Annotated in this window: 15 protein-coding genes; 7 read left to right on the top strand and 8 right to left on the bottom strand. The window is 69.7% G+C overall.

The genetic code is table 11. The features are described from left to right. Positions 1-55 precede the first annotated feature (55 nt). On the top strand, positions 56-2,203 hold the full coding sequence (locus EAH86_RS07730; protein WP_140738507.1) for a DNA gyrase/topoisomerase IV subunit B: 2,148 nt from the start codon (positions 56-58) through the stop codon (positions 2,201-2,203). A 63-nt stretch (positions 2,204-2,266) separates the two neighbouring features. Here EAH86_RS07730 and EAH86_RS07725 read toward each other — a convergent pair whose 3' ends face one another. The 8 genes from EAH86_RS07725 to EAH86_RS07690 form a co-directional block, all read right to left on the bottom strand. After that, a complete protein-coding gene (locus tag EAH86_RS07725; protein WP_140738504.1) occupies positions 2,267-3,352 on the bottom strand; it encodes a LacI family DNA-binding transcriptional regulator in 1,086 nt (361 codons plus the stop codon). Positions 3,353-3,373: 21 nt separating this feature from the next. Further along, positions 3,374-3,598 (bottom strand): hypothetical protein, encoded by a 225-nt coding sequence (locus EAH86_RS07720; RefSeq protein WP_140738501.1) that lies wholly within the window; start codon positions 3,596-3,598, stop codon positions 3,374-3,376. Positions 3,599-3,623: 25 nt separating this feature from the next. Continuing rightward, positions 3,624-4,526, bottom strand: coding sequence for a carbohydrate ABC transporter permease (locus EAH86_RS07715; protein ID WP_140738498.1), 903 nt, complete (start codon positions 4,524-4,526; stop codon positions 3,624-3,626). A gap of 1 nt (position 4,527) precedes the next feature. Then, positions 4,528-5,583 carry a carbohydrate ABC transporter permease gene (locus EAH86_RS07710; protein ID WP_140738495.1) on the bottom strand — a complete coding sequence of 352 codons (1,056 nt, stop codon included), beginning with the start codon at positions 5,581-5,583 and terminating at the stop codon, positions 4,528-4,530. Between the two features lie 204 nt (positions 5,584-5,787). After that, positions 5,788-7,047: an ABC transporter substrate-binding protein gene (locus EAH86_RS07705; RefSeq protein WP_140738492.1), complete on the bottom strand. Its 1,260-nt coding sequence runs from the start codon at positions 7,045-7,047 to the stop codon at positions 5,788-5,790. A 159-nt stretch (positions 7,048-7,206) separates the two neighbouring features. After that, a complete protein-coding gene (locus EAH86_RS07700) occupies positions 7,207-7,917 on the bottom strand; it encodes a sucrase ferredoxin (protein ID WP_161988594.1) in 711 nt (236 codons plus the stop codon). A gap of 281 nt (positions 7,918-8,198) precedes the next feature. Next, positions 8,199-10,646 (bottom strand): DNA gyrase/topoisomerase IV subunit A, encoded by a 2,448-nt coding sequence (locus EAH86_RS07695; RefSeq protein WP_140738486.1) that lies wholly within the window; start codon positions 10,644-10,646, stop codon positions 8,199-8,201. A gap of 66 nt (positions 10,647-10,712) precedes the next feature. Further along, positions 10,713-11,375, bottom strand: a complete 663-nt coding sequence (locus EAH86_RS07690) for a nitroreductase family protein (RefSeq protein ID WP_140738483.1) — start codon at positions 11,373-11,375, stop codon at positions 10,713-10,715. A gap of 131 nt (positions 11,376-11,506) precedes the next feature. Here EAH86_RS07690 and EAH86_RS07685 point away from each other — a divergent pair, with 131 nt between their 5' ends. The 6 genes from EAH86_RS07685 to EAH86_RS07660 are packed head-to-tail and all read left to right on the top strand — an operon-like array spanning position 11,507 to position 18,800. Next, positions 11,507-12,028, top strand: coding sequence for an RNA polymerase sigma factor (locus EAH86_RS07685; RefSeq protein WP_161988593.1), 522 nt, complete (start codon positions 11,507-11,509; stop codon positions 12,026-12,028). Beyond that, a complete protein-coding gene (locus EAH86_RS07680) occupies positions 12,025-13,470 on the top strand; it encodes a hypothetical protein (RefSeq protein ID WP_140738477.1) in 1,446 nt (481 codons plus the stop codon). Before EAH86_RS07685 ends, EAH86_RS07680 begins: the two co-directional genes overlap by 4 nt. 55 nt (positions 13,471-13,525) lie before the next feature. After that, positions 13,526-16,192: a bifunctional GNAT family N-acetyltransferase/acetate--CoA ligase family protein gene (locus EAH86_RS07675; protein WP_140738474.1), complete on the top strand. Its 2,667-nt coding sequence runs from the start codon at positions 13,526-13,528 to the stop codon at positions 16,190-16,192. Positions 16,193-16,252: 60 nt separating this feature from the next. Further along, on the top strand, positions 16,253-16,888 hold the full coding sequence (locus EAH86_RS07670) for a DUF5998 family protein (protein ID WP_241668260.1): 636 nt from the start codon (positions 16,253-16,255) through the stop codon (positions 16,886-16,888). Between the two features lie 46 nt (positions 16,889-16,934). Then, on the top strand, positions 16,935-18,083 hold the full coding sequence (locus EAH86_RS07665) for an alkaline phosphatase family protein (RefSeq protein ID WP_140738471.1): 1,149 nt from the start codon (positions 16,935-16,937) through the stop codon (positions 18,081-18,083). Between the two features lie 42 nt (positions 18,084-18,125). Beyond that, a complete protein-coding gene (locus EAH86_RS07660) occupies positions 18,126-18,800 on the top strand; it encodes a thymidine kinase (protein WP_140738468.1) in 675 nt (224 codons plus the stop codon). The last annotated feature ends 58 nt before the right edge of the window (positions 18,801-18,858 follow it).

The following is an 18,858-nucleotide window of genomic DNA, read 5'->3' as shown; positions in this document are numbered from 1 at the left end:
GGCGTCGGGGTCCACACCACGGCCCCGGAGCCCACACCACAGGAGCACAGGACCGTTGGCCACCGCCACCACCGCCAAGAAGGCAGCGACCACCAAGTCGACGTCTGACTACAGCGCGCACCACCTGCAGGTCCTCGAGGGCCTCGAGGCGGTCCGCAAGCGTCCCGGCATGTACATCGGCTCGACCGATGGCCGCGGGCTGATGCACTGCATGTGGGAGATCATCGACAACGCGGTGGACGAGGCGCTGGCGGGGGTGTGTGACCGGATCGAGGTGATTCTCTACCGCGACGGTTCGGTGGAGGTGCGCGACAACGGCCGCGGGATCCCGGTGGACATCGAGCCCCGGACCGGCCTGACCGGTGTCGAGGTGGTCTTCACCAAGCTGCACGCGGGCGGCAAGTTCGGTGGTGGCTCCTACACCGCCTCCGGTGGCCTCCACGGTGTCGGCGCGTCGGTCGTCAACGCCGTGTCTGCGCGGCTCGACGTCGAGGTCGACCGCAGTGGCAACACCTACGCGATGAGCTTTCGCCGTGGCGAGCCCGGCTACTTCCCGGACGTCGCGACCGACGACAAGGCGCCGGACCACGAGTTCACGCCCTATGAGCGGACCAGCGAGCTGGCGGTCGTCGGCAAGGCCAAGCGCGGCGTGACCGGCAGCCGGGTCCGCTACTGGGCGGACGAGCAGATCTTCCTCAAGGACGCCGAGTTCGACTACGACGGGTTGATCGCGCGGGCCCGGCAGACCTCGTTCCTGATCCCCGGGCTGACCCTGGTCATCCGGGACGAGCGCCGTCGGCCCGGCACCCCGGGGGAGTCGGCCACCCACATCGAGACCCTGGTCCACGACGGCGGCATCTCCGAGTTCGCGGAGTTCCTGGCCCCTGACGCCGCGGTGACCGAGGTGTGGCGGCTGCAGGGCACCGGCACGTTCACCGAGACGGTGCCGGTCCTGGACGCCAACGGCCACATGAGCCCGACCGCGGTCGAGCGCGAGTGCGCGGTCGACGTCGCGGTGCGCTGGGGCACCGGCTACGACGCGAAGGTCAGCTCGTTCGTCAACATCATCTCCACGCCCAAGGGCGGCACCCACCTGACCGGTTTCGAGCAGGCGCTGCTCAAGGTGTTCCGCAAGCAGCTCGAGGTCAACAGCCGGCGACTGAAGGTGGGCAGCGACAAGCCGGAGAAGGACGACGTCCTCGCCGGGCTGACCGCGGTGGTGACGGTGCGGCTGGCCGAGCCGCAGTTCGAGGGCCAGACCAAGGAGGTCCTGGGCACCAACGCCGTGCGGGCCATCGTCGCCAAGGTCGTCGAGCAGGAGCTGACCGCCCGGATCACCTCGACCAAGCGCGGTGAGAAGGCCCAGGCCGCGCTGCTGCTCGAGAAGGTCGTCTCGGAGATGAAGTCGCGGATCAGCGCGCGGCTGCACAAGGAGACCCAGCGTCGCAAGAACGCCTTGGAGACCAGCAGCCTGCCGGCCAAGCTGGCCGACTGTCGCTCGACCGACGTCGAGAAGTCCGAGCTGTTCATCGTCGAGGGCGACAGCGCGCTCGGCACCGCGAAGCTGGCGCGTTCGAGCGACTACCAGGCGCTACTGCCGATCCGCGGCAAGATCCTCAACGTCCAGAAGGCCTCGGTCTCGGACATGCTCAAGAACGCCGAGTGCGCCGCGATCATCCAGGTCATCGGGGCGGGCTCGGGTCGCTCGTTCGACCTCGAGGTCGCGCGCTACGGCCGGGTCATCATCATGACCGACGCCGATGTCGACGGCGCCCACATCCGGATCCTGCTGCTGACCCTGTTCTTCCGCTACATGCGCCCCCTCGTCGAGGCCGGGCGGGTGTATGCCGCCGTGCCCCCGTTGCACCGCATCGAGGTCGTCAACCCCGGAGCCAAGAAGAACGAGCTCATCTACACCTACTCCGAGAAGGAGATGCGCACGACGGTGGCGTCGCTGGGCAAGCGCGGCAAGAACATCCAGCAGCCCCTGCAGCGCTACAAGGGGCTGGGCGAGATGGACGCCGACCAGCTCGCGGAGACCACGATGGACCCGCGGCACCGCACCCTGCGCAAGGTGACGCTGCGCGATGCCGAGGCTGCCGAGCGCGTCTTCGAGCTGCTGATGGGCAACGACGTCGCGCCGCGCAAGGACTTCATCATCGACTCGGCCGTCGGCCTGGACCGCGAGCGCATCGACGCCTGACACGCCTGACTCGCCGCCCAGAGGCGAGGTGTGTCGCGCTGTCGGTACGCGGCAGACGCGGCGTCAACTGGCCGGACTGCCGACGGTCGCGGGTGCGCCCACGGCGGTGGCAGCCCGGCGTGACCGGGTGCGGCTACTGCGCCGCCTCGGTGGTCCCGTGGACCCGCGGACCATCAGCTGGACGTCGTGGACCTCGTCGATGATGTTGGCGGAGTCCCGGCCGTGCAGCGCGTCCAGCATCAGTCGCCCAGCGCGCCGACCTTGCGCCTCGACGTCTTGGCGCACCGTGGTGAGGTCGAAGATCTCCGCGTGCACGTGATCGTCGATGCCGATGACCGAGACGTCGCCCGGCACGTCCAGACCGTGACGACGGGCGGCGCTCATCACGCCGAACGCCATCTCGTCGGACGCGGCCACGATGCAGGTGGGGAAGTGCGGCCGGTCGAACAGCCGGTTCGCGTGCTCGGCCGCCCCGGCCGCGGTCCAGTCACACTCCAGGGTCCACTCCGGGGGACACTCGAGACCATTGTCGGACAGCACCTGGGTGAACGACTCACGCCGGTCGAAGGGCGTCTGCAGGTGGGTGATCGAGGCGGGAACCGTTCCTGCGTAACCGATCTCGCGGTGCCCCAGGTCGATGGCCAGCTGGGTGGCGATCGCCATCGCAGCCCGGTCATCGATCCGCACCGAAGGCCAACCGGGCTGCTGGTTGCCCACGGTGACGACCGGCATACCCAGACGCTCCAGGACGGAGCGCTCAGAGGGGAGCGGCGGGACATTGAGGATGATCGCGCCGTCGGCGCGCTTCCAGAGCATGCTCTGGGTGATGGGCAGCCTGGTGTCGAAGGTGTGGCCTTCGAGGTCGCAGAGCAGGACGTGGTAACCCTCCTCACGGAGGATCTTCTCGATGCCGCTGACCACGGTCGCGAAGAACCACCGGTTGAAGTACGGCGTGATGACACCTACGCCACGAGTGCGTCCCGACACCAGGCTGGTGGCCGCGGGGGAGGCGACGTAGTGCAGCTCGGTGGCCGCGGCGAGGACGCGGTCACGGGTACGAGGGCTGACCCGGTCCACCCCGCGCAGCGCGCGGGACACGGTGGCCACGGACACGCCCGCGGCCTTGGCCACGTCGCCGATAGTGGTCATCTCACACCCCCCAGTCGAGGTCTAGACGCCGATGTTGCGCCGCAGCCGCCAGACGAACCAGAGGGCGGCCAGGAGGACCGCGAGGAGCACGGCGGCAGTACCCGCCGGCTCCCCGCGAACTTCCAGGACGACCGTCTGGACGACGGCCATGAACGCGAAGAACCCGATGATTCCGAGCAGCATGTCCAGCCGTTGGGCTTTTGCCCTCGGGCCGCCCGTGCCGCCCCCGGGGTTGAAGATTCCCATGGGTGACGAGGCTCAGGCGAAGTGCCTAGCCCTTCACACCTCCAGCCGTCAGGCCGGACACGATGGCCCGCTGGAAGATCAGGACCATGATGATGAGCGGGACGGTCACGATGGTGCCGGCCGCCATGACCGCCGTGTAGGGCTCCTGGTGCGGTTGGGCACCAGTGAAGTTGGCGATCGCGACGGTGACCGTCTGGGTCTGCTTGGTCGAGAACAAGGAGGCCAGGAGGAACTCGTTCCAGCTGGAGATGAACGCCAGGATCGCGGTGGTGAACAGGCCCGGCGCTGCGAGCGGCAGCATGATCTTGCGGAAGGCCTGGCCCGGGGTGCAGCCGTCGATGCGGGCTGACTCCTCGAGCTCCCATGGCATCTCGGAAAGGAACGCCGTCAAGGTGTAGATCGTGAGCGGCAGGGCGAACGAGATGTTCGGGATGATCAGCGCCTGGTAGTTGGCGCCGGTCAGCCACCCGAAGTTGGAGAACAACTGGAACAGCGGCGACACCAGGGCCACGCCGGGGAACATCGACGCCCCGAGGATGACGCCGAGTACGGCGTACTTGCCCGGGAAGTCGAGCCGAGCGAGCGCGTACGAGGCGGACACCCCGACGAGCAGGGCGACAGCGGTCGTGAGGATCCCGATGATGACCGAGTGCACGAGGGCAGCGCCGAAGTGGTTGCCACGGTCGGTGGAGAACGCCGTCGTGAAGTTGTCCAGCGTCACGTGGGTCGGCCACGGCGTGGAGTCGAAGGTGTAGCCGACGTTGCGGAAGGCGGTGACAACCATCCAGTAGAACGGCGCAAGCCCCCAGATGACGAGCGCGGACAGACCCAGGTACATCCGGATCTTGGCGGCGCGGTCGCTCTTGAAGTGGATCTCCTGGGCCTCTGTGCGGCCGCTGGTGGGAGGAGCGGTGGTCGTGGCGGTCATCTCAGGCTCCCGTCGAGGTTGCGTTGGCGGCGACCGGGTTGCCAACAGCGGCCTCCGGTTCCTTCTTCTTGCTCTTCGGCGGTCGTTGGACGACGTCGGCGCCGCCGAACTGGATGAAGAGGAAGGCGGTGAAGGCGATCAGCAGGAAGATGATCGTGGACAGGGCCGAGGCGCTGTGGAAGCCGTTCTGGATCTGTTTGATGACGAGCATCGACAGCGATGTCGTGCCACCACCGCCGTTGGTCAGGATCGCCGGCAGGTCGTAGATGCGCATCACGTCGAGCGTGCGGAACAGCACGGCCACCATCAGCGGGACCTTGACCAAGGGCAGGGTGATCTTGATGAAGGTCTGCCACTTGCTCGCGCCATCGATCTGGGCGGCTTCATAGACGTCGCCCGGGACCAGCTGGAGGCCGGCGAGGATGAGCAGCGCCATGAACGGCGTCGTCTTCCAGACATCGGCGATGATGATCGCGAACTTGGCGGCCCACGGGTCACTGACCCACAGCTGGGGGTTGATCCCCACGTAGCCGATCAGCTTGTTGGCGATGCCGTCGAAGGCGAAGATGAACAACCACAGCTTGGCGGTGACGGCCGTGGGGATCGCCCACGGGACCAGGATTGCTGCCCGGACCAGGGCGCGACCCTTGAAGTCACGGTTCATGATCATCGCGAACCACATGCCGAGGCCGAGCTCGATGACGACGCTCACGACGGTGAAGAACAGCGTCACCCACAGTGCGCTGTAGAACTGGTCGCCGAGCGTCCCGGGCGGGCAGTCGACCTCGCCACACTTCTGGAGCAGCCAGTGGGTGTAGTTCGACAGACCGGCGCTGCCGCCCTCCACGAACAGGCCGGTGGCCTTGTCCAGGCCGGCGTCCTTCTGGAGGGACAGCTGGATGGCCCGCAGGAGTGGATAGAGGATGATGCCGGCCAGGAACACCAGGGTCGGGGCGACAAGCAGCAGCCCCATCCGTCCCTGTCCCGCGTTAAGTCCTTTGGACTTCTTCGGCTTCGTGCCTGTCGATCGAGGTGCCGTTGACGTGGCTGCGCTCATGCCTGCTCCTAGCCCGGGTGGTGCGGCTCAGGTGGTCGAGGTGGTGCTCCGACGCAGTGAGTCGAGGGGTGGTGAGTCGAGGTGGTGGTGCGGTGGTGCGGAGCCCTGCGGAAGGGACCGTGGTAGGTCGCGGTGGTGGTGCAGGTGTGGGGGTGACCCCGTGGGGATCACCCCCACACCTTGGGATGGTGCGCGTCAGGCCGATCAGCCGGCTGCCACCATGGCGGCTTGCATGTCCTTCACGGCTGCCTGAGGCGTCTTCTGACCCTGGATGGCTGCGAAGAAGTTCGTCGAGATCGCCTCGCTGACTGCGGGGTAGAACGGGGTGACCGGACGGGACACCGCGTTCGAGATCGACTCCTTCAGCACCGGCAGGTACGGGTACTTGGCGACCAGTGCCGGGTCCGTGTAGATGGACTCGATGACGGGTGCCAGCGAACCCTTCTCCATGTTGGTCTTCTGCTGCTCCTCGCTGGTGAGGAACTTCAGGAAGTCCAGCGCGGTGGCCTTGTACTTCGAGTAGGTGCTGATGGCCGCCATGTGACCACCCAGGGTCGACGTGCCCGGGCCGCTCACTCCGGGGAGCGGGGCGACCGCGAACTTGCCCTTGACCTTGGACGAGGCGTCCGTGCTGGCCAGGTTGTAGACGTAGGGCCAGTTGCGCAGGAACAGCAGCTTGCCATTCTGGAATGACGCGCGGCTCTGCTCCTCCTGGTAGGTGATCGCCTGCTTGGGGATGTCGCCGTTCTTGTAGTGGTCGGCGAGCTCCTGCAAGCCCTTGGCCGCCTCGGGGGAGTCGACGGTGGGCTTGCCCGCGTCGTCGACGACCTTGGCGCCGTAGGCGTTCATCCACTCGGTGGCGTTACAGGTGCCGCCCTCGTACTTGGCGAACTGGCCGGCGAAGCAGTCCATGCCGTTCTGCTTGGCGATGGAGCACATGCCCCACATCTCGTCGATGGTCTTCGGCGGGGTCTTCACCAGGTCGCTGCGGTAGTAGAGCATTGCGCCGTCGGACGAGGTCGGTGCGGCGTAGAGAGTCTTGTTGTAGGTCGCGGCCTTGACGGTCGGCTCGAGGAACCCGGTGGTCGGCAGCGCCATCTTGTCCTTGAGCGGCACCAGCCAGCCCTTGGCGGCGAACTCGGCGGTCCAGACGACGTCAACGGACACCACGTCATAGCTGGGGTCCTTGGCCTGGAAGTGCTGGACCAGGTCATCGTGCTGCTGGTTGGCCTGGTCGGACTGCTCCTTGACCGTGACCTTCTCGGTCGGGTGGGCAGCGTTCCACTTCTCGGCCATCGGCCCGAGCAGGTTGCTGTTGTCCTTGCCCTGGACGTACGTGATCGGGCCACGGGCAGCGGCACCCGTGTCGGTGCTCTTGGTGTTATCGCCGCCGCCACAGGCCGAGGCGACGAGCGCCACGGCCACAGCTCCGGTCAACACCGTGAGGGTGCGTCGCTTGTGCATTCGAAGGGCCATACGCCCGCCTCCCATATTTCTCGCGTAGCGCTGAGGCGGACGTGCCTCGGCGCTGAGGTGAACCGTCCTCATGTAAACGTTTACTCACCTCCGCCGCAATCGGAAGACGCGTGGCTAGCGGTAACGATTGGGTAACTGGCAGAAGACCTACGCGTGACGCGTCGGACTTGTCCTGATCCTTTGGTCCACGGTCCGCGCGCGCCAGTCCGCAACGTGGACGGGGACCTTTCCGCACGACTCGGGCAGATCGGTGTGAACGCGTCGTTCGAGCGCCACCTGCCAGCCTCGCCCGTCGCGATGCTGCACGGCATACACGCTCTCGCTCTCGGTCGCGCTGACCGTGAGGGCGCCGAGCCCGGTGATGCCGGCCTCGTGCCGCACGTGCGACTCAGCGGCCTGCTCCGGTCCGGTCAGAGCGCTGCGACCTCGGTCGTGCAGGGGGCCCAGGACTCCGGTCGGCAGGCGGCCCTCCGCTGCCTCGCGCAGTACTTCGCCGCACTGGTCGGCGTCGAGACGAGCCAGCGTCGCGCCCTGGGGGAGCAGGACGCCGGTGGGGGCGAAGCGGTGGCCGCCGGTGTGCGATGCCTCCCACACCCGCCCGGGGTGGTCGTCCGCAGCGTCGAGGGCGACGGGGCGCCCCCGGACGGCGCAGCACACGTCCCGTCGTCCGTTGGTGCAGACCAACAGGATCGGCTCCGCGGTCTCGGCGCCTGGGGCCGAGGCGAGGACCGCGTCGCGGTCACCGCGGGCGAGGGCGTCGAGGTCCAGGTCGAGGAGCAGGGCCGCGTCGGTGAGGGTCAGTCGCAACAGCCAGGGGTCGGTGCCTGCCCAGGCGAGGTATGCCGCGTGGTCAGGCACGTGCGCGTCGTCGGCGTGCCGGCCCGGTCGCCGGATCAGGGAGAGCCTGCCACCCCGGTCGGAACAAGCCGAGGAGAGCGAGCTGCCTACTCCTGCAGGGAGATGCGACTGTGTCGCGGCATCCCGACCCCAGGGCCCGGGCTGTTCCAGTGCCACGAAGAAGGTCGCTCGAGCCGCTGTGCCGTAGGCGCTGACCCCAGCGAGGTCGAAGCCGACGGAGCAGGCGTCTGGAGCCGGAGTGGCGTGACTGGCATGGCCGGCATGACTGGCGTCGGGGGAGGTCACTGGAGCGGCGGCCCGGCGATGCGGGCGATGGCGGTCGCCGCAGGGACGCCGGAACCGTCACGTCGGCCGGTCGCCTCGGGCAGCTCCAGCGCCACACCGTTGGCTGCCGCTGCGCGGGCCGGGAGGGCGCCCGCCCAGGCAAGGACCAGGGTGTCCTCACCCTTGAGGAACCGGTGGCAGCGCACTCCGCCGGTGGCGCGCCCCTTGGCCGGGTACTCCGTGTAGGGGGTCACCTTGATCGAGCCGGGCTCGGTGCCGGGCAGCGCACCGGACGAGCCGGACGAGGTGACCACGATCGCCTCGGCGCCTTCCGGCACCGCGCCGAAGAACGCGACTCGCTGACCAGCGGAGAGCTTGATCCCCGCCATGCCACCAGCGGGTCGACCCTGGGGCCGCACCACGGCCGCGCCGAAGCGCAGCAGCTGGGCGTCGGAGGTGATGAAGACGAGATCCTCCGTGCCAGTGGACAGTTCGACCGCACCGACCACCTCGTCACCGTCCTTGAGCGAGACCACCTCGAAGTCGGCGCGAGCCGGGTAGTCGGTGGTCACCCGCTTGACCACACCCTGCGCCGTGCCGAGCGCGATGCCTGCCGAGTCCGGCGACACCGACACGAGGGCCAGTGGCTCCTCGCCCGCAGGGAGGTCGACATAGGCGGCCAGGGGCGCGCCACCGGAGAGGCTGGGGGAGCCGTTCGTCGGCGGCAGGGTGGGCAGCTCGAGCGCGGACAGGCGGACCAGCCGGCCGCGGGAGGTCACGAGCCCGACCTCACCGCGCGCGGTCGTGCGCACGGCGCCGACGAGCGCGTCGTGCTTGCTGCGCGAGGCATCGGCGGGCAGCGGGTCGGCGGAGCCGGTGCGAGCCATCAGCCCGGTGGAGGACAGCAGCACCCAGCAGGGGTCGTCGGCGACCTCGAGGGGCGTGGCCGTGGTCGCCGGCACTCCGGCCGACTCGAGCAGCACCGTGCGGCGGGGCGTGCCGTGCGCCTTGGCGACGTCGGCGAGCTCGGTGGACACCGTCTTCAGCAGCAGCTTCTCGTCGCCGAGGATCGCCTCCAGCTCCTCGATGAGCCGCTCGAGGTCGGTCTTCTCCTTGTCGAGCTCGAGCCGACTGAACTTGGTGAGCCGGCGCAGCTGGAGCTCGAGGATGTAGTTGGCCTGCGGCTCGGACAGGTCGAAGACGTCCCGGAGTCGGGCGCGCGCCTCGGCCGCGTCGTCCGAGGTCCGGATGACCTGGATGACCTCGTCGATGTCGACGATCGCGACGAGCAGGCCCTCGACGAGGTGCAGCCGGTCCTGGTACTTGGTGAGCCGGTAGGTCGTCCGCCGGCGAACCACGTCGGTGCGGAAGTCGACGTAGACCCGCAGCAGGTCCTTGAGCCCCAACGTCTTCGGCTGGCCGCCGACCAGCGCGACGTTGTTGATGGAGAACGAGTCCTCCATCGGCGTCAGCTTGTAGAGCTGCTCGAGGACTGCGTCGGGGTTGAAGCCGTTCTTGACCTCGATGACCAGCCGCAGGCCGTGCTTGCGGTCGGTGAGGTCCTTCACGTCCGAGATGCCCTGCAGCTTCTTGGACTGGACGGCGTCCTTGATCTTCTCGATGACCTTCTCGGGTCCGACGAGGTAGGGCAGCTCGGTGACGACGATGCCCATCCGCCGCGGTGAGGTCTTCTCGATCCGGGTGGTGGCGCGGGTGCGGAAGCTGCCGCGCCCATTGAGGTAGGCGTCGCGGATCCCGTCGAGCCCGATGATCCGCCCCCCCTGCGGCAGGTCCGGCCCGGGCACGAAGCGCATCAGGTCGTCGAGCGAGCAGGTCGGGTTGGCGATCAGGTGGCGGGCCGCCCCGATCACCTCGACGAGGTTGTGCGGCGCCATGTTCGTGGCCATGCCGACGGCGATCCCGCTGGCCCCGTTGACGAGCAGGTTGGGGAACGCGGCAGGCAGCACCTCGGGCTGGAGCAGCTGGTCGTCGTAGTTGGGGATGAATTCGACGGTCTCCTCGTCGAGCCCGGTCGTCATGAGGATGGCGGCCGGCGCCAGGCGAGCCTCGGTGTAGCGCGAGGCAGCAGGTCCGTCGTCGAGCGAGCCGAAGTTGCCGTGCCCGTCGACGAGCGGGAGCCGCATCGTGAACGGCTGCGCCATCCGGACGAGGGCGTCGTAGATCGCCGTGTCGCCGTGGGGGTGGTACTTGCCCATCACGTCGCCGACGACGCGGGAGGACTTCACGTGGCCGCGTTCGGGGCGCAGCCCCATCTCCGACATCGAGAAGAGGATGCGGCGCTGCACCGGCTTGAGCCCGTCGCGTGCGTCAGGCAGGGCGCGGGAGTAGATGACCGAGTAGGCGTACTCGAGGAACGCCCCCTGCATCTCCTCCTCGACATCGATGTCGACGATCCGCTCGACATAGCTCTCGTCGGCCGGTGCTGGTGGGGTCTTGCGGGCCATGCGTGTGGACATCTCCTTGCAGTCGTCCCCGCACGGCGCGGGGAACCCCCCAATCTTGTCCCACCCCTAGACGGGCCCTGTCCCCGACTCGCCGCTGACCCCGTGTTCGGCTCCGCCGCGGAAGTGGCCCCAGTGCACGACGTCGGCGGGTGTCCGCCGAGGCCGGGTCCGGCTGGACCCCTCTGTGCGGCGCAGCTCGTGCCCCAGCGCCACGACACCCACCAGTCGCCGGTTGTCCGGTATGCCGTGGGCCCGCCGGACCTGCTCGTGCCGCGCCGGGGGGATGCCGAAGAAGAGCGCACCGAGGCCCTGGTCGACGGCTGCGAGCAGCATCAGCATCGCCGCCATGCCGGTGTCGACATCCCAGTAGGGGACCGGCCAGCGCGCCGGGTCGCGGTCGGTCCAGCCCTTGTCGGGCTCGGCGTAGCGGTCGAGGTAGGTGTCGGGGTCGGACAGGCACAGCACCAGCACGGGTGCTGCCGAGACTCCCGCCAGCCAGCCGTCGACGGGTGCGTCGTCGGGCAGATCCGGGTCACGGGTGGCATCCCAGAATGCGGTGCGGTCGACCGCCTCGGCGAGGACCACGAAGTCCCAGCCCTGGCTGAAGCCGGCGCTGGGAGCCCGCTGCGCGGCATACAGGACCTCGTCGACGGCGCTGGCAGGGACGGGCTGGTCGGGGTCGAACCGGCGCACCATGCGGCGCCGGCGCACCACCTCGCGAAACTCCATCCGCCCATCCTGTCGTGCCCGTACCCGACTCGGGACACCCCGCCTGCAAGACTGGCGGCGACCCACCGCCGGTCCACGGCCAACCTGGCGCCCTCCTGCGGCGTCCACGAGGCATGACGACCTTGGCCGCGGTGGCATTCACGGGAGGGGTGGCAGTGCCGGCGCGAGACCGCGTGGACGTGGAAGCGTCCGTTCGTGAGATCTACGACGTGCACTACGCCCGCCTCGCGGGGTGGACGGCCAAGCTGGTCGGCGACACGGACATCGCCCACGACCTGGCGACCGAGGCCTTCCTCAAGCTGTTCCGCGAGTTCAACCGCGTCGACGACCCGCGTCCGTGGCTGTACACCGTGACCGCCAACCTCGTGCGCGACCACTGGCGCAAGCGTGGCCGCGAGGCGGCGGCCTACCAGCGCCACGAGGCGGGGCGCGACGACTTCACGACCGATGCCGACCACGCGACGGTGCTCACCGTCCGCGACGCCGTCGAGGCCCTGCCGGACCGGCTGCGGGTGGCCGTGATGCTGCACTACTTCGCCGACCTGCCGGTGGCCACCGTGGCGCGGCAGCTTGAGAAGTCGGAGGGCACCATCAAGCGAGACCTGTTCGACGCGCGCCAGCGGATGGCGACGATGCTGGGAGAGATTCGATGAACCGCGACCTGTCCGACCTGCCCGGCGAGGGGGAGCAGCGCGATCCCGTCGCGGACTTCTTCGCCCGTGAGCGCGCCGGCATCCGCGAGCTGCCGGCGGGCACCGACCGCTGGCAGTCGATCGTCACCGAGGCGTCCCGGCCGCGGCGCCGACACGTGCTGCCCTACCTGGCGGCCGCGGCCGCAGTCGTGCTGATCGGTGGCGCCGTCTGGGGCACCAGCCGTCTCCCGTCCACCGATCTGGCCTCCGACCCGGCCAGCAACACCTCGCCGGTCTCCACGGTCACGGTCACCAAGACCGTGGGGCCGGACGTCGTCGCGCCAGCGCCGTCGGTGGGTGCTTCCAGCGCCCCCAGCACGCCGGCCACCCAGACCCCCCAACCCGCTCCGAGGACCTTCGACATCAGGTCGATGACCAACGCCGGTGGCGGGCACCTCTACGCGTTGGGAGCGGCCACCTGTCCCAAGGGCGCGTGCACCGCCGTCATCGCCTCCGACGACGACGGGGCGACGTGGACGACGCGGGCCTCCTTCGTGACGCTCACCTCTCCCGGTGCGCGGGTCACGCCTGACCAGCCCAACCAGCTGGTCGGGATCAGGTTCGCCACCGCGCAGATCGGCTATGTCTACGGCAGCCGCTCGCTGCGCACCGTGGACGGCGGCCGGACGTGGAACGACCTCGACGTCGACGGCCGCATCGTGCTCTCGCTGGAAACCGACGGCAAGCAGGTCTGGATGGCCACGGCGACGGCCTGCCGGCACGGCGAAGGCCGGCCTCCCCAAGGCTGCGCGGACCTGCAGGTCCGGTCCGGAGCGGTCAGCGACGCGGCGACGCATCCAGTCACCGTCCCGCGCACCCCTTCGGCGGTAGACAACGCCTGGATCACGATGGACGGGTCCGACGCCTACCTCAACCGTGCAACATCCGCGCCGATGTCACCGTGGCCGCCGATCCGCGTCTCCGACGAGCCCGGCAAGGTCGGCATGCTCTCAGTGCCCACGGGATGCTCCAACGACTCCATGTGGGTAACAGGCACGGCGAACGCCCCCGGCACCCTGGTGGGCGTCTGCGCCACCGCGGGCAAGCCCAGCGAGGAGTACTCGATCGCGGTGTCTGCCGATCGCGGGACGACCTGGACGACGCGAGAGGCGTCGGCCCTCGGTCGGCCCCGTGGGACCGGAATCTGGCTGACGGCCACCGACGGGAAACACCTCGTCGCCATCCGGCAGGGGATCCCGTCCAGCGGTAAGCAGGACGAGGCCCCGACGGTCCTGACGAGCAGCAACGCGGGTGCGGACTGGACGCCGGCCAAGCTCGGCACCGATACCGCATGGGCGGGCGCGGCTGGCGGCGGACTCGTCTACGCCGTCGGCGGGGGGCTGTCGTACTGGCGCAGCAACGACTCTGGCACGACGTTCGAGAGCGTCCCGCTGCGCAAGTGACCCTGAGTTCGGTCCGCGTCGTCGGAGCCGGTCCGGGACGTGACATGCTTCGCCCATGAGTGAGGCCTCGGCGCTTCCGGCCGGCTATCCGGCACAGTGGGAGGCCGATGTCGTCCTGCGAGACGGGTCGGTCGCCCACCTGCGGCCGATCACCCCGAGCGACGTCGAAGCGGTCCACCGGTTCCACGCCGGGCAGTCCGACGAGTCGATCTACATGCGCTTCTTCGCACCCTTGCGTCAGCTCAGCGACCGGGACGTCACCCGGTTCACCAACGTCGACTACCACGACCGGGTCGCCCTCGTCGCGACCGTGCGCGGTGCCATCATCGGCATCGGCCGCTACGACCGGATCACGCCGACGAGCGCCGAGGTGGCGTTCAACATCTCCGACCTCTACCAGGGCAAGGGCATCGGCTCGGTCCTGCTCGAACACCTCGCCTTCATCGCCTGGGAGGCCGGCGTCGACGAGTTCACCGCCGAGGTGCTGCCGCAGAACCGCAAGATGATCTCGGTGTTCTCGGATGCGGGCTACGAGGTGAGCCGCCACTTCGCGGACGGCGTCGTCTCGCTGACCTTCCAGATCCAGCCGACCGAACGCTCCGAGGCGGTCCGGCTGTCGCGCGAGCACCGGGCCGAGTCGGTGAGCATGCACTCGGCGCTGTTCCCCGACTCCATCGCCGTGGTCGGTGCGAGCCGCAGGTCCGGCTCGATCGGGCACCACATCCTGTCCAACATCCTGGCCGCGGGCTTCAACGGAGCCGTCCACGCGGTCAACCGCGAGGCGATGGAGGTACTCGGGCTCCCTGCGCATGCGCGCGTGGCCGACATCCCGGACGAGGTCGACCTGGCCATCGTGGCCGTGCCGGCCGAGGAGGTCCTCAACGTCGTCGCAGACTGCGCCGAGGCCGGCGTCAAGACCCTGCTGGTCGTCAGCGCCGGGTTCGCCGAGTCCGGCCCGGACGGGCAGCAGCTGCAGGCCCAGCTGCTGGCCGCGGCTCGGGCGGCGGGCATGCGCGTGCTGGGGCCGAACTCGTTCGGCGTCATCAACAACGACCCCGCGGTGCGGCTCAACGCCTCGCTGGCGCCCGAGCTCCCGCCGCCGGGGCGGCTCGGCCTGTTCGCCCAGAGCGGCGCCCTCGGCATCGCTGTACTGGCGTCCGCCGCCCGTCGTGGCTTGGGGATCTCCGTCTTCGCCTCGGCCGGCAACCGCGTCGACGTCTCGGGCAACGACTTCATGCAGTACTGGATCGACGACGACAGCACCGACGCGGTCGGCCTCTACCTCGAGTCGATGGGCAACCCGCGCAAGTTCTCCCGCATCGCGCGGCGACTGGCCTCCACCAAGCCGGTCATCGTCGTGAAGTCCGGCGTCTCGTCCTACGGCGTGCCGCCCGGTCACCGGGCCCGCCCGACCCGGGTGCGACCCGAGGCCTTCGACGCGATGCTGCGCCAGGCCGGGGTGATCCGGGTCGAGAACGTCCACCAGATGTTCGACGTCGCCCAGCTCGTCGTGCACCAACCGCTGCCCAAGGGCAACAGGGTGGCCATCGTCGGCAACTCCGACGCCCTCGGTGCCCTGACGGCAGAGGCCTGCGTCAGCTGGGGGCTCGAGGTGGCCCACGGCCCGGTGTCGCTGCCGAGCGACGCCAGCGGCGAGCGGTTCGCCGAGGCCCTCGCCGACGCCTTTGCCGACGCCGAGGTCGACAGTGTCCTCACCTGCTTCATCCCGCCGCTGGTGACCCTCGACGAGGATGTCGCGACGGCGGTGCGGGGTGCCGCGTTGCTGTCCGAGAAGCCCTGTCTGGCAACGTTCCTGGGGATGCGCGGGGTCGTCGAGCGACTCTCCGGGACCACCGACGACGGGCGTGACGAGGTGGTCCCCGCCTACTCGATGCCCGAGGACGCCGTCCGTGCCCTGGCCGCCGCGACGAGGTATGCCGAGTGGCGGGCTCGCGACCGCGGCATACCGCTGCGTCCGGTGGGCATCGACCGCGAGGCTGCCGAGCTGCTCGTCGAACGCGTCCTGGAGGAGTCGCCCGAAGGGCGGCGACTGACGCTGCAAGAGGTCACCGAGTTCCTGGGCGCCTACGGGATCAACGTGTGGGGCAGCGTGCCCGCGCGCACCGTCGACGACGCCGTCGCCGCAGCCGAGGCGATCGGCTACCCCGTCGTCATCAAGTCGGTCGCGCCGCTCATGCGGCACTCGCCGGGACTGAGTGGCATCCGGGTCGACCTGAGGACCGAGGCGCAGGTGCGGGAGGCCTTCGACGGGCTCACCGAGCGGCTGGCACCGATGTCGGCCAACTCCTTCGTCGTGCAGCGGATGGCCACCCCAGGGGTGTCCTGCGTGGTCCGGACCGACGAGGACCCGTTGTTCGGCCCGGTCGTCTCGTTCAGCATCGCCGGACCGCCGACCGAGCTGCTCGGCGACATCGGGCACCGCATCCCCCCGCTCACCGACGTGGACGTGTCGGACCTGATCTCGTCGGTCAAGGCGGCGCCCATGCTGCACGGTCACCGCGGCGCCGCGCCCGTCCACCGGGCAGCCCTGGCCGACCTCATCGCCCGGGTGTCGGTGCTGGCCGACAACCTGCCCGAGGTCGCCAGTCTCGTGCTCAACCCGGTGAATGCGCAGGTAGGAGGGGCCGATGTCCTCGGTGCCGAGGTGACCCTCGCGCCCACCCCGCGACGCAAGGACCCAGGGCGCCGCACCCTCACCTGAGGGCGGCCGAACGGGGACCTGCGCAGAGCGGGGTCGGCCGCGCTAGGGCAAGATGGCTCCATGGGTTCCACCTCCCGCCACGGCGCCGATGCACAGCAGGCCGCCTCACACAGTGCCTCGGCACCGACCGCCCCGCTCCCCGTCGACCTCACCAAGGCGATCGAGCGAGCCGGCTACTACCCGGCGCTGGTGGCAGACGTCGTCCAGGCTGCGCTGGGCGGTGAGGAGGTCGTCTCCCACCTGGTCCACCAGGAGACGACGTTCGACCACGACGTGGTGCGTCGCCACATCACGGTGCTCGCGCTCACCACATCGCGGTTGGTCATCGCCCACGCCGACGACCACACCGACGAGCGACCCGGCCACGAGGACGTCGCCACGGCCACGACCGAGAGCGTCCCGCTGTCCGCCGTGCGCGGAGTGATGATCACCCACGTGGTGGCCCGCCCGCAGGAGTACCAGCCCGGATCACTGGGCCGCGAGATCACCCTCACCCTGGGCTGGGGCGCGGTCAGCCGCATCGACCTGATGCCGGCCACCTGCGCCGACCCGGACTGCGAGGCGGACCACGGCTACGAGGGCAGCGTCGCCTCCGACGACATCTCGCTGCGGATCAGCGCCGACGCCGAAGGTGAGCCGGCCCTGCAGCAGGCGCTCGACTTCGCGCGGGAGCTGTCGGCAAGCATCGGCAGCTGACGTGCGCCTCGCCGTCCCGGACCAACCCGAGGCGATGCCCTAGCCGATGCCACACGAGGGCCTTCTCCCACCTCGCTACGACGAGACCGGGCTTGCAGGGGTGCTGCCCGCGGTCGCCGCGAGCCTCGGCGTGCCCAGGTATGCCGCCTCCCCCCACCTCGCGCTGCCTGACGCACGTCGTGCGGTCGTCGTCCTCGTCGACGGCTTGGGCTACGAGCTGATCAGGCGACGCGGCGGGCACGCGCCCTTCCTGCGCTCGCTGTTGCCCGCGGCATACCGGATCACCGCGGGGTTCCCGGCGACGACCGCGACGTCGATGGGGACCTTCGGCACCGGCCTGCCACCCGGCTCGCACGGCCTGCTGGGGTACGAGGTGCTCGTCCCCGGCGAGGACCGCCTGGTCAACGAGCTGTCCTGGGAGGACGGCCCCGACCCGCTCACCTGGCAGCCGCAGGAGACCGTCTTCGAGGCCGCCGAGGCCGCCGGGGTGTCGGTGACCATGGTCGGACCGGGCTTCTTCGACGGATCGGGCCTGACGCGGGCAGCCTTGCGCGGTGGGCGGTTTCGCGCGGCGGACACCCTCGACCAGCGCGTCGACGCATCGCTCGCGGCGGTGCGCTCCAGCACCCGTGCCCTCGTCTACCTCTACTGGGGCGAGCTCGACAAGGTCGGGCACGTGCACGGCTGCCAGTCCTGGGAGTGGGGTGACGAGCTCGAGGCGATCGACGCCGAGCTGAGCCGGCTGGTGCGCTCGGTGCCCAGCGACACCGCCGTCTACGTGACGGCCGACCACGGCATGGTGGATGCCCCGCACGCCTTGCGGATCGACCTGGCCCACGACGCGGAGCTGGCCGCCGGCATCCGTCACGTCGGCGGTGAGCCCCGGGCCCTCCAGCTCTACTGCGAGCAGGGAGCGGCCGCGGACGTGGCCCAGACCTGGGCGGACCGAGTGGGGGAGCGGGCCTGGATCCGGACCCGGGAGGAGGCCACCCGCGAGGGGTGGTTCGGGCCGGTCAGCGAAGTCAACCGGCCGCGCATCGGCGACCTCGTCGTGGCGATGCGGGACAACTTCGCCATCGTCGACTCCCGGCGGGCGCGGCCCCAGCTGCTGGCGCTGCTCGGGCTGCACGGCTCGTTGACCGCTGAGGAGTCCGCCGTGCCGCTGTTCCACGTCGCGGCGCGCGACAACGCCTAGTGCGCGACACCTGGGACAGGACAACGCCTAGGCTGTCCTCTCGTGGCTGAGCTCGTCTTCTTCTCCGGGACCATGGACTGCGGCAAGTCGACCCTTGCCCTCCAGATGGACCACAACCACCAGGCCCGCGGCCGGTCCGGGTTGATCTACACCAAGCTCGACCGCGCCGGCACCGACGTGCTGTCCTCACGGCTCGGGTTGTCCACCGCCGCCCACGAGGTCAGTGACGACCTCGACTTCTGGGATGCCGTCGTCGAGCAGGCCACCAACGGGCTACGGGTCGACTACCTCATCTGCGACGAGGTGCAGTTCTACACCCCGGCGCAGGTCGAGCAGCTCGCGAAGCTCGTCGACGAGATGGGCATCGACGTGTTCGCGTTCGGCATCACCGCCGACTTCCGCACCCAGCTGTTCCCGGGGTCGCGGCGGATGATCGAGCTCGCCGACCAGGTCCAGGTCCTCCAGGTGCAGGCCCTGTGCTGGTGCGGCCGGCGCGCGACCCACAACGCCCGCGTCGTGGGCGGCGTGATGGTCGTCGAGGGTGAGCAGGTGGTCGTCGGTGACACCAAACCCGGCAGCGAGGCCCTCGTGGAGTACGAAGTCCTCTGCCGCCGCCACTTCATGCGCCGGATGAACTCGGCGGCTGCCCGCAACGCCGCGGCCTCGCCGGACGTCCTGCCGTTCGACCTCGACGTCTGCCCGGTCCCACAGCTCTAGCGGTGCCCACGTGGCGTGCTGAACCCCGGTTCGGTGCCGGTATGCCGCGTGCTCGCCA

Origin of the sequence: Pedococcus bigeumensis, from assembly GCF_006438965.1 — a bacterium.
In the GTDB taxonomy this organism is placed as follows: Bacteria; Actinomycetota; Actinomycetes; order Actinomycetales; family Dermatophilaceae; genus Pedococcus; species Pedococcus bigeumensis_A.
This window is presented reverse-complemented; position numbering and strand designations above follow the sequence as displayed.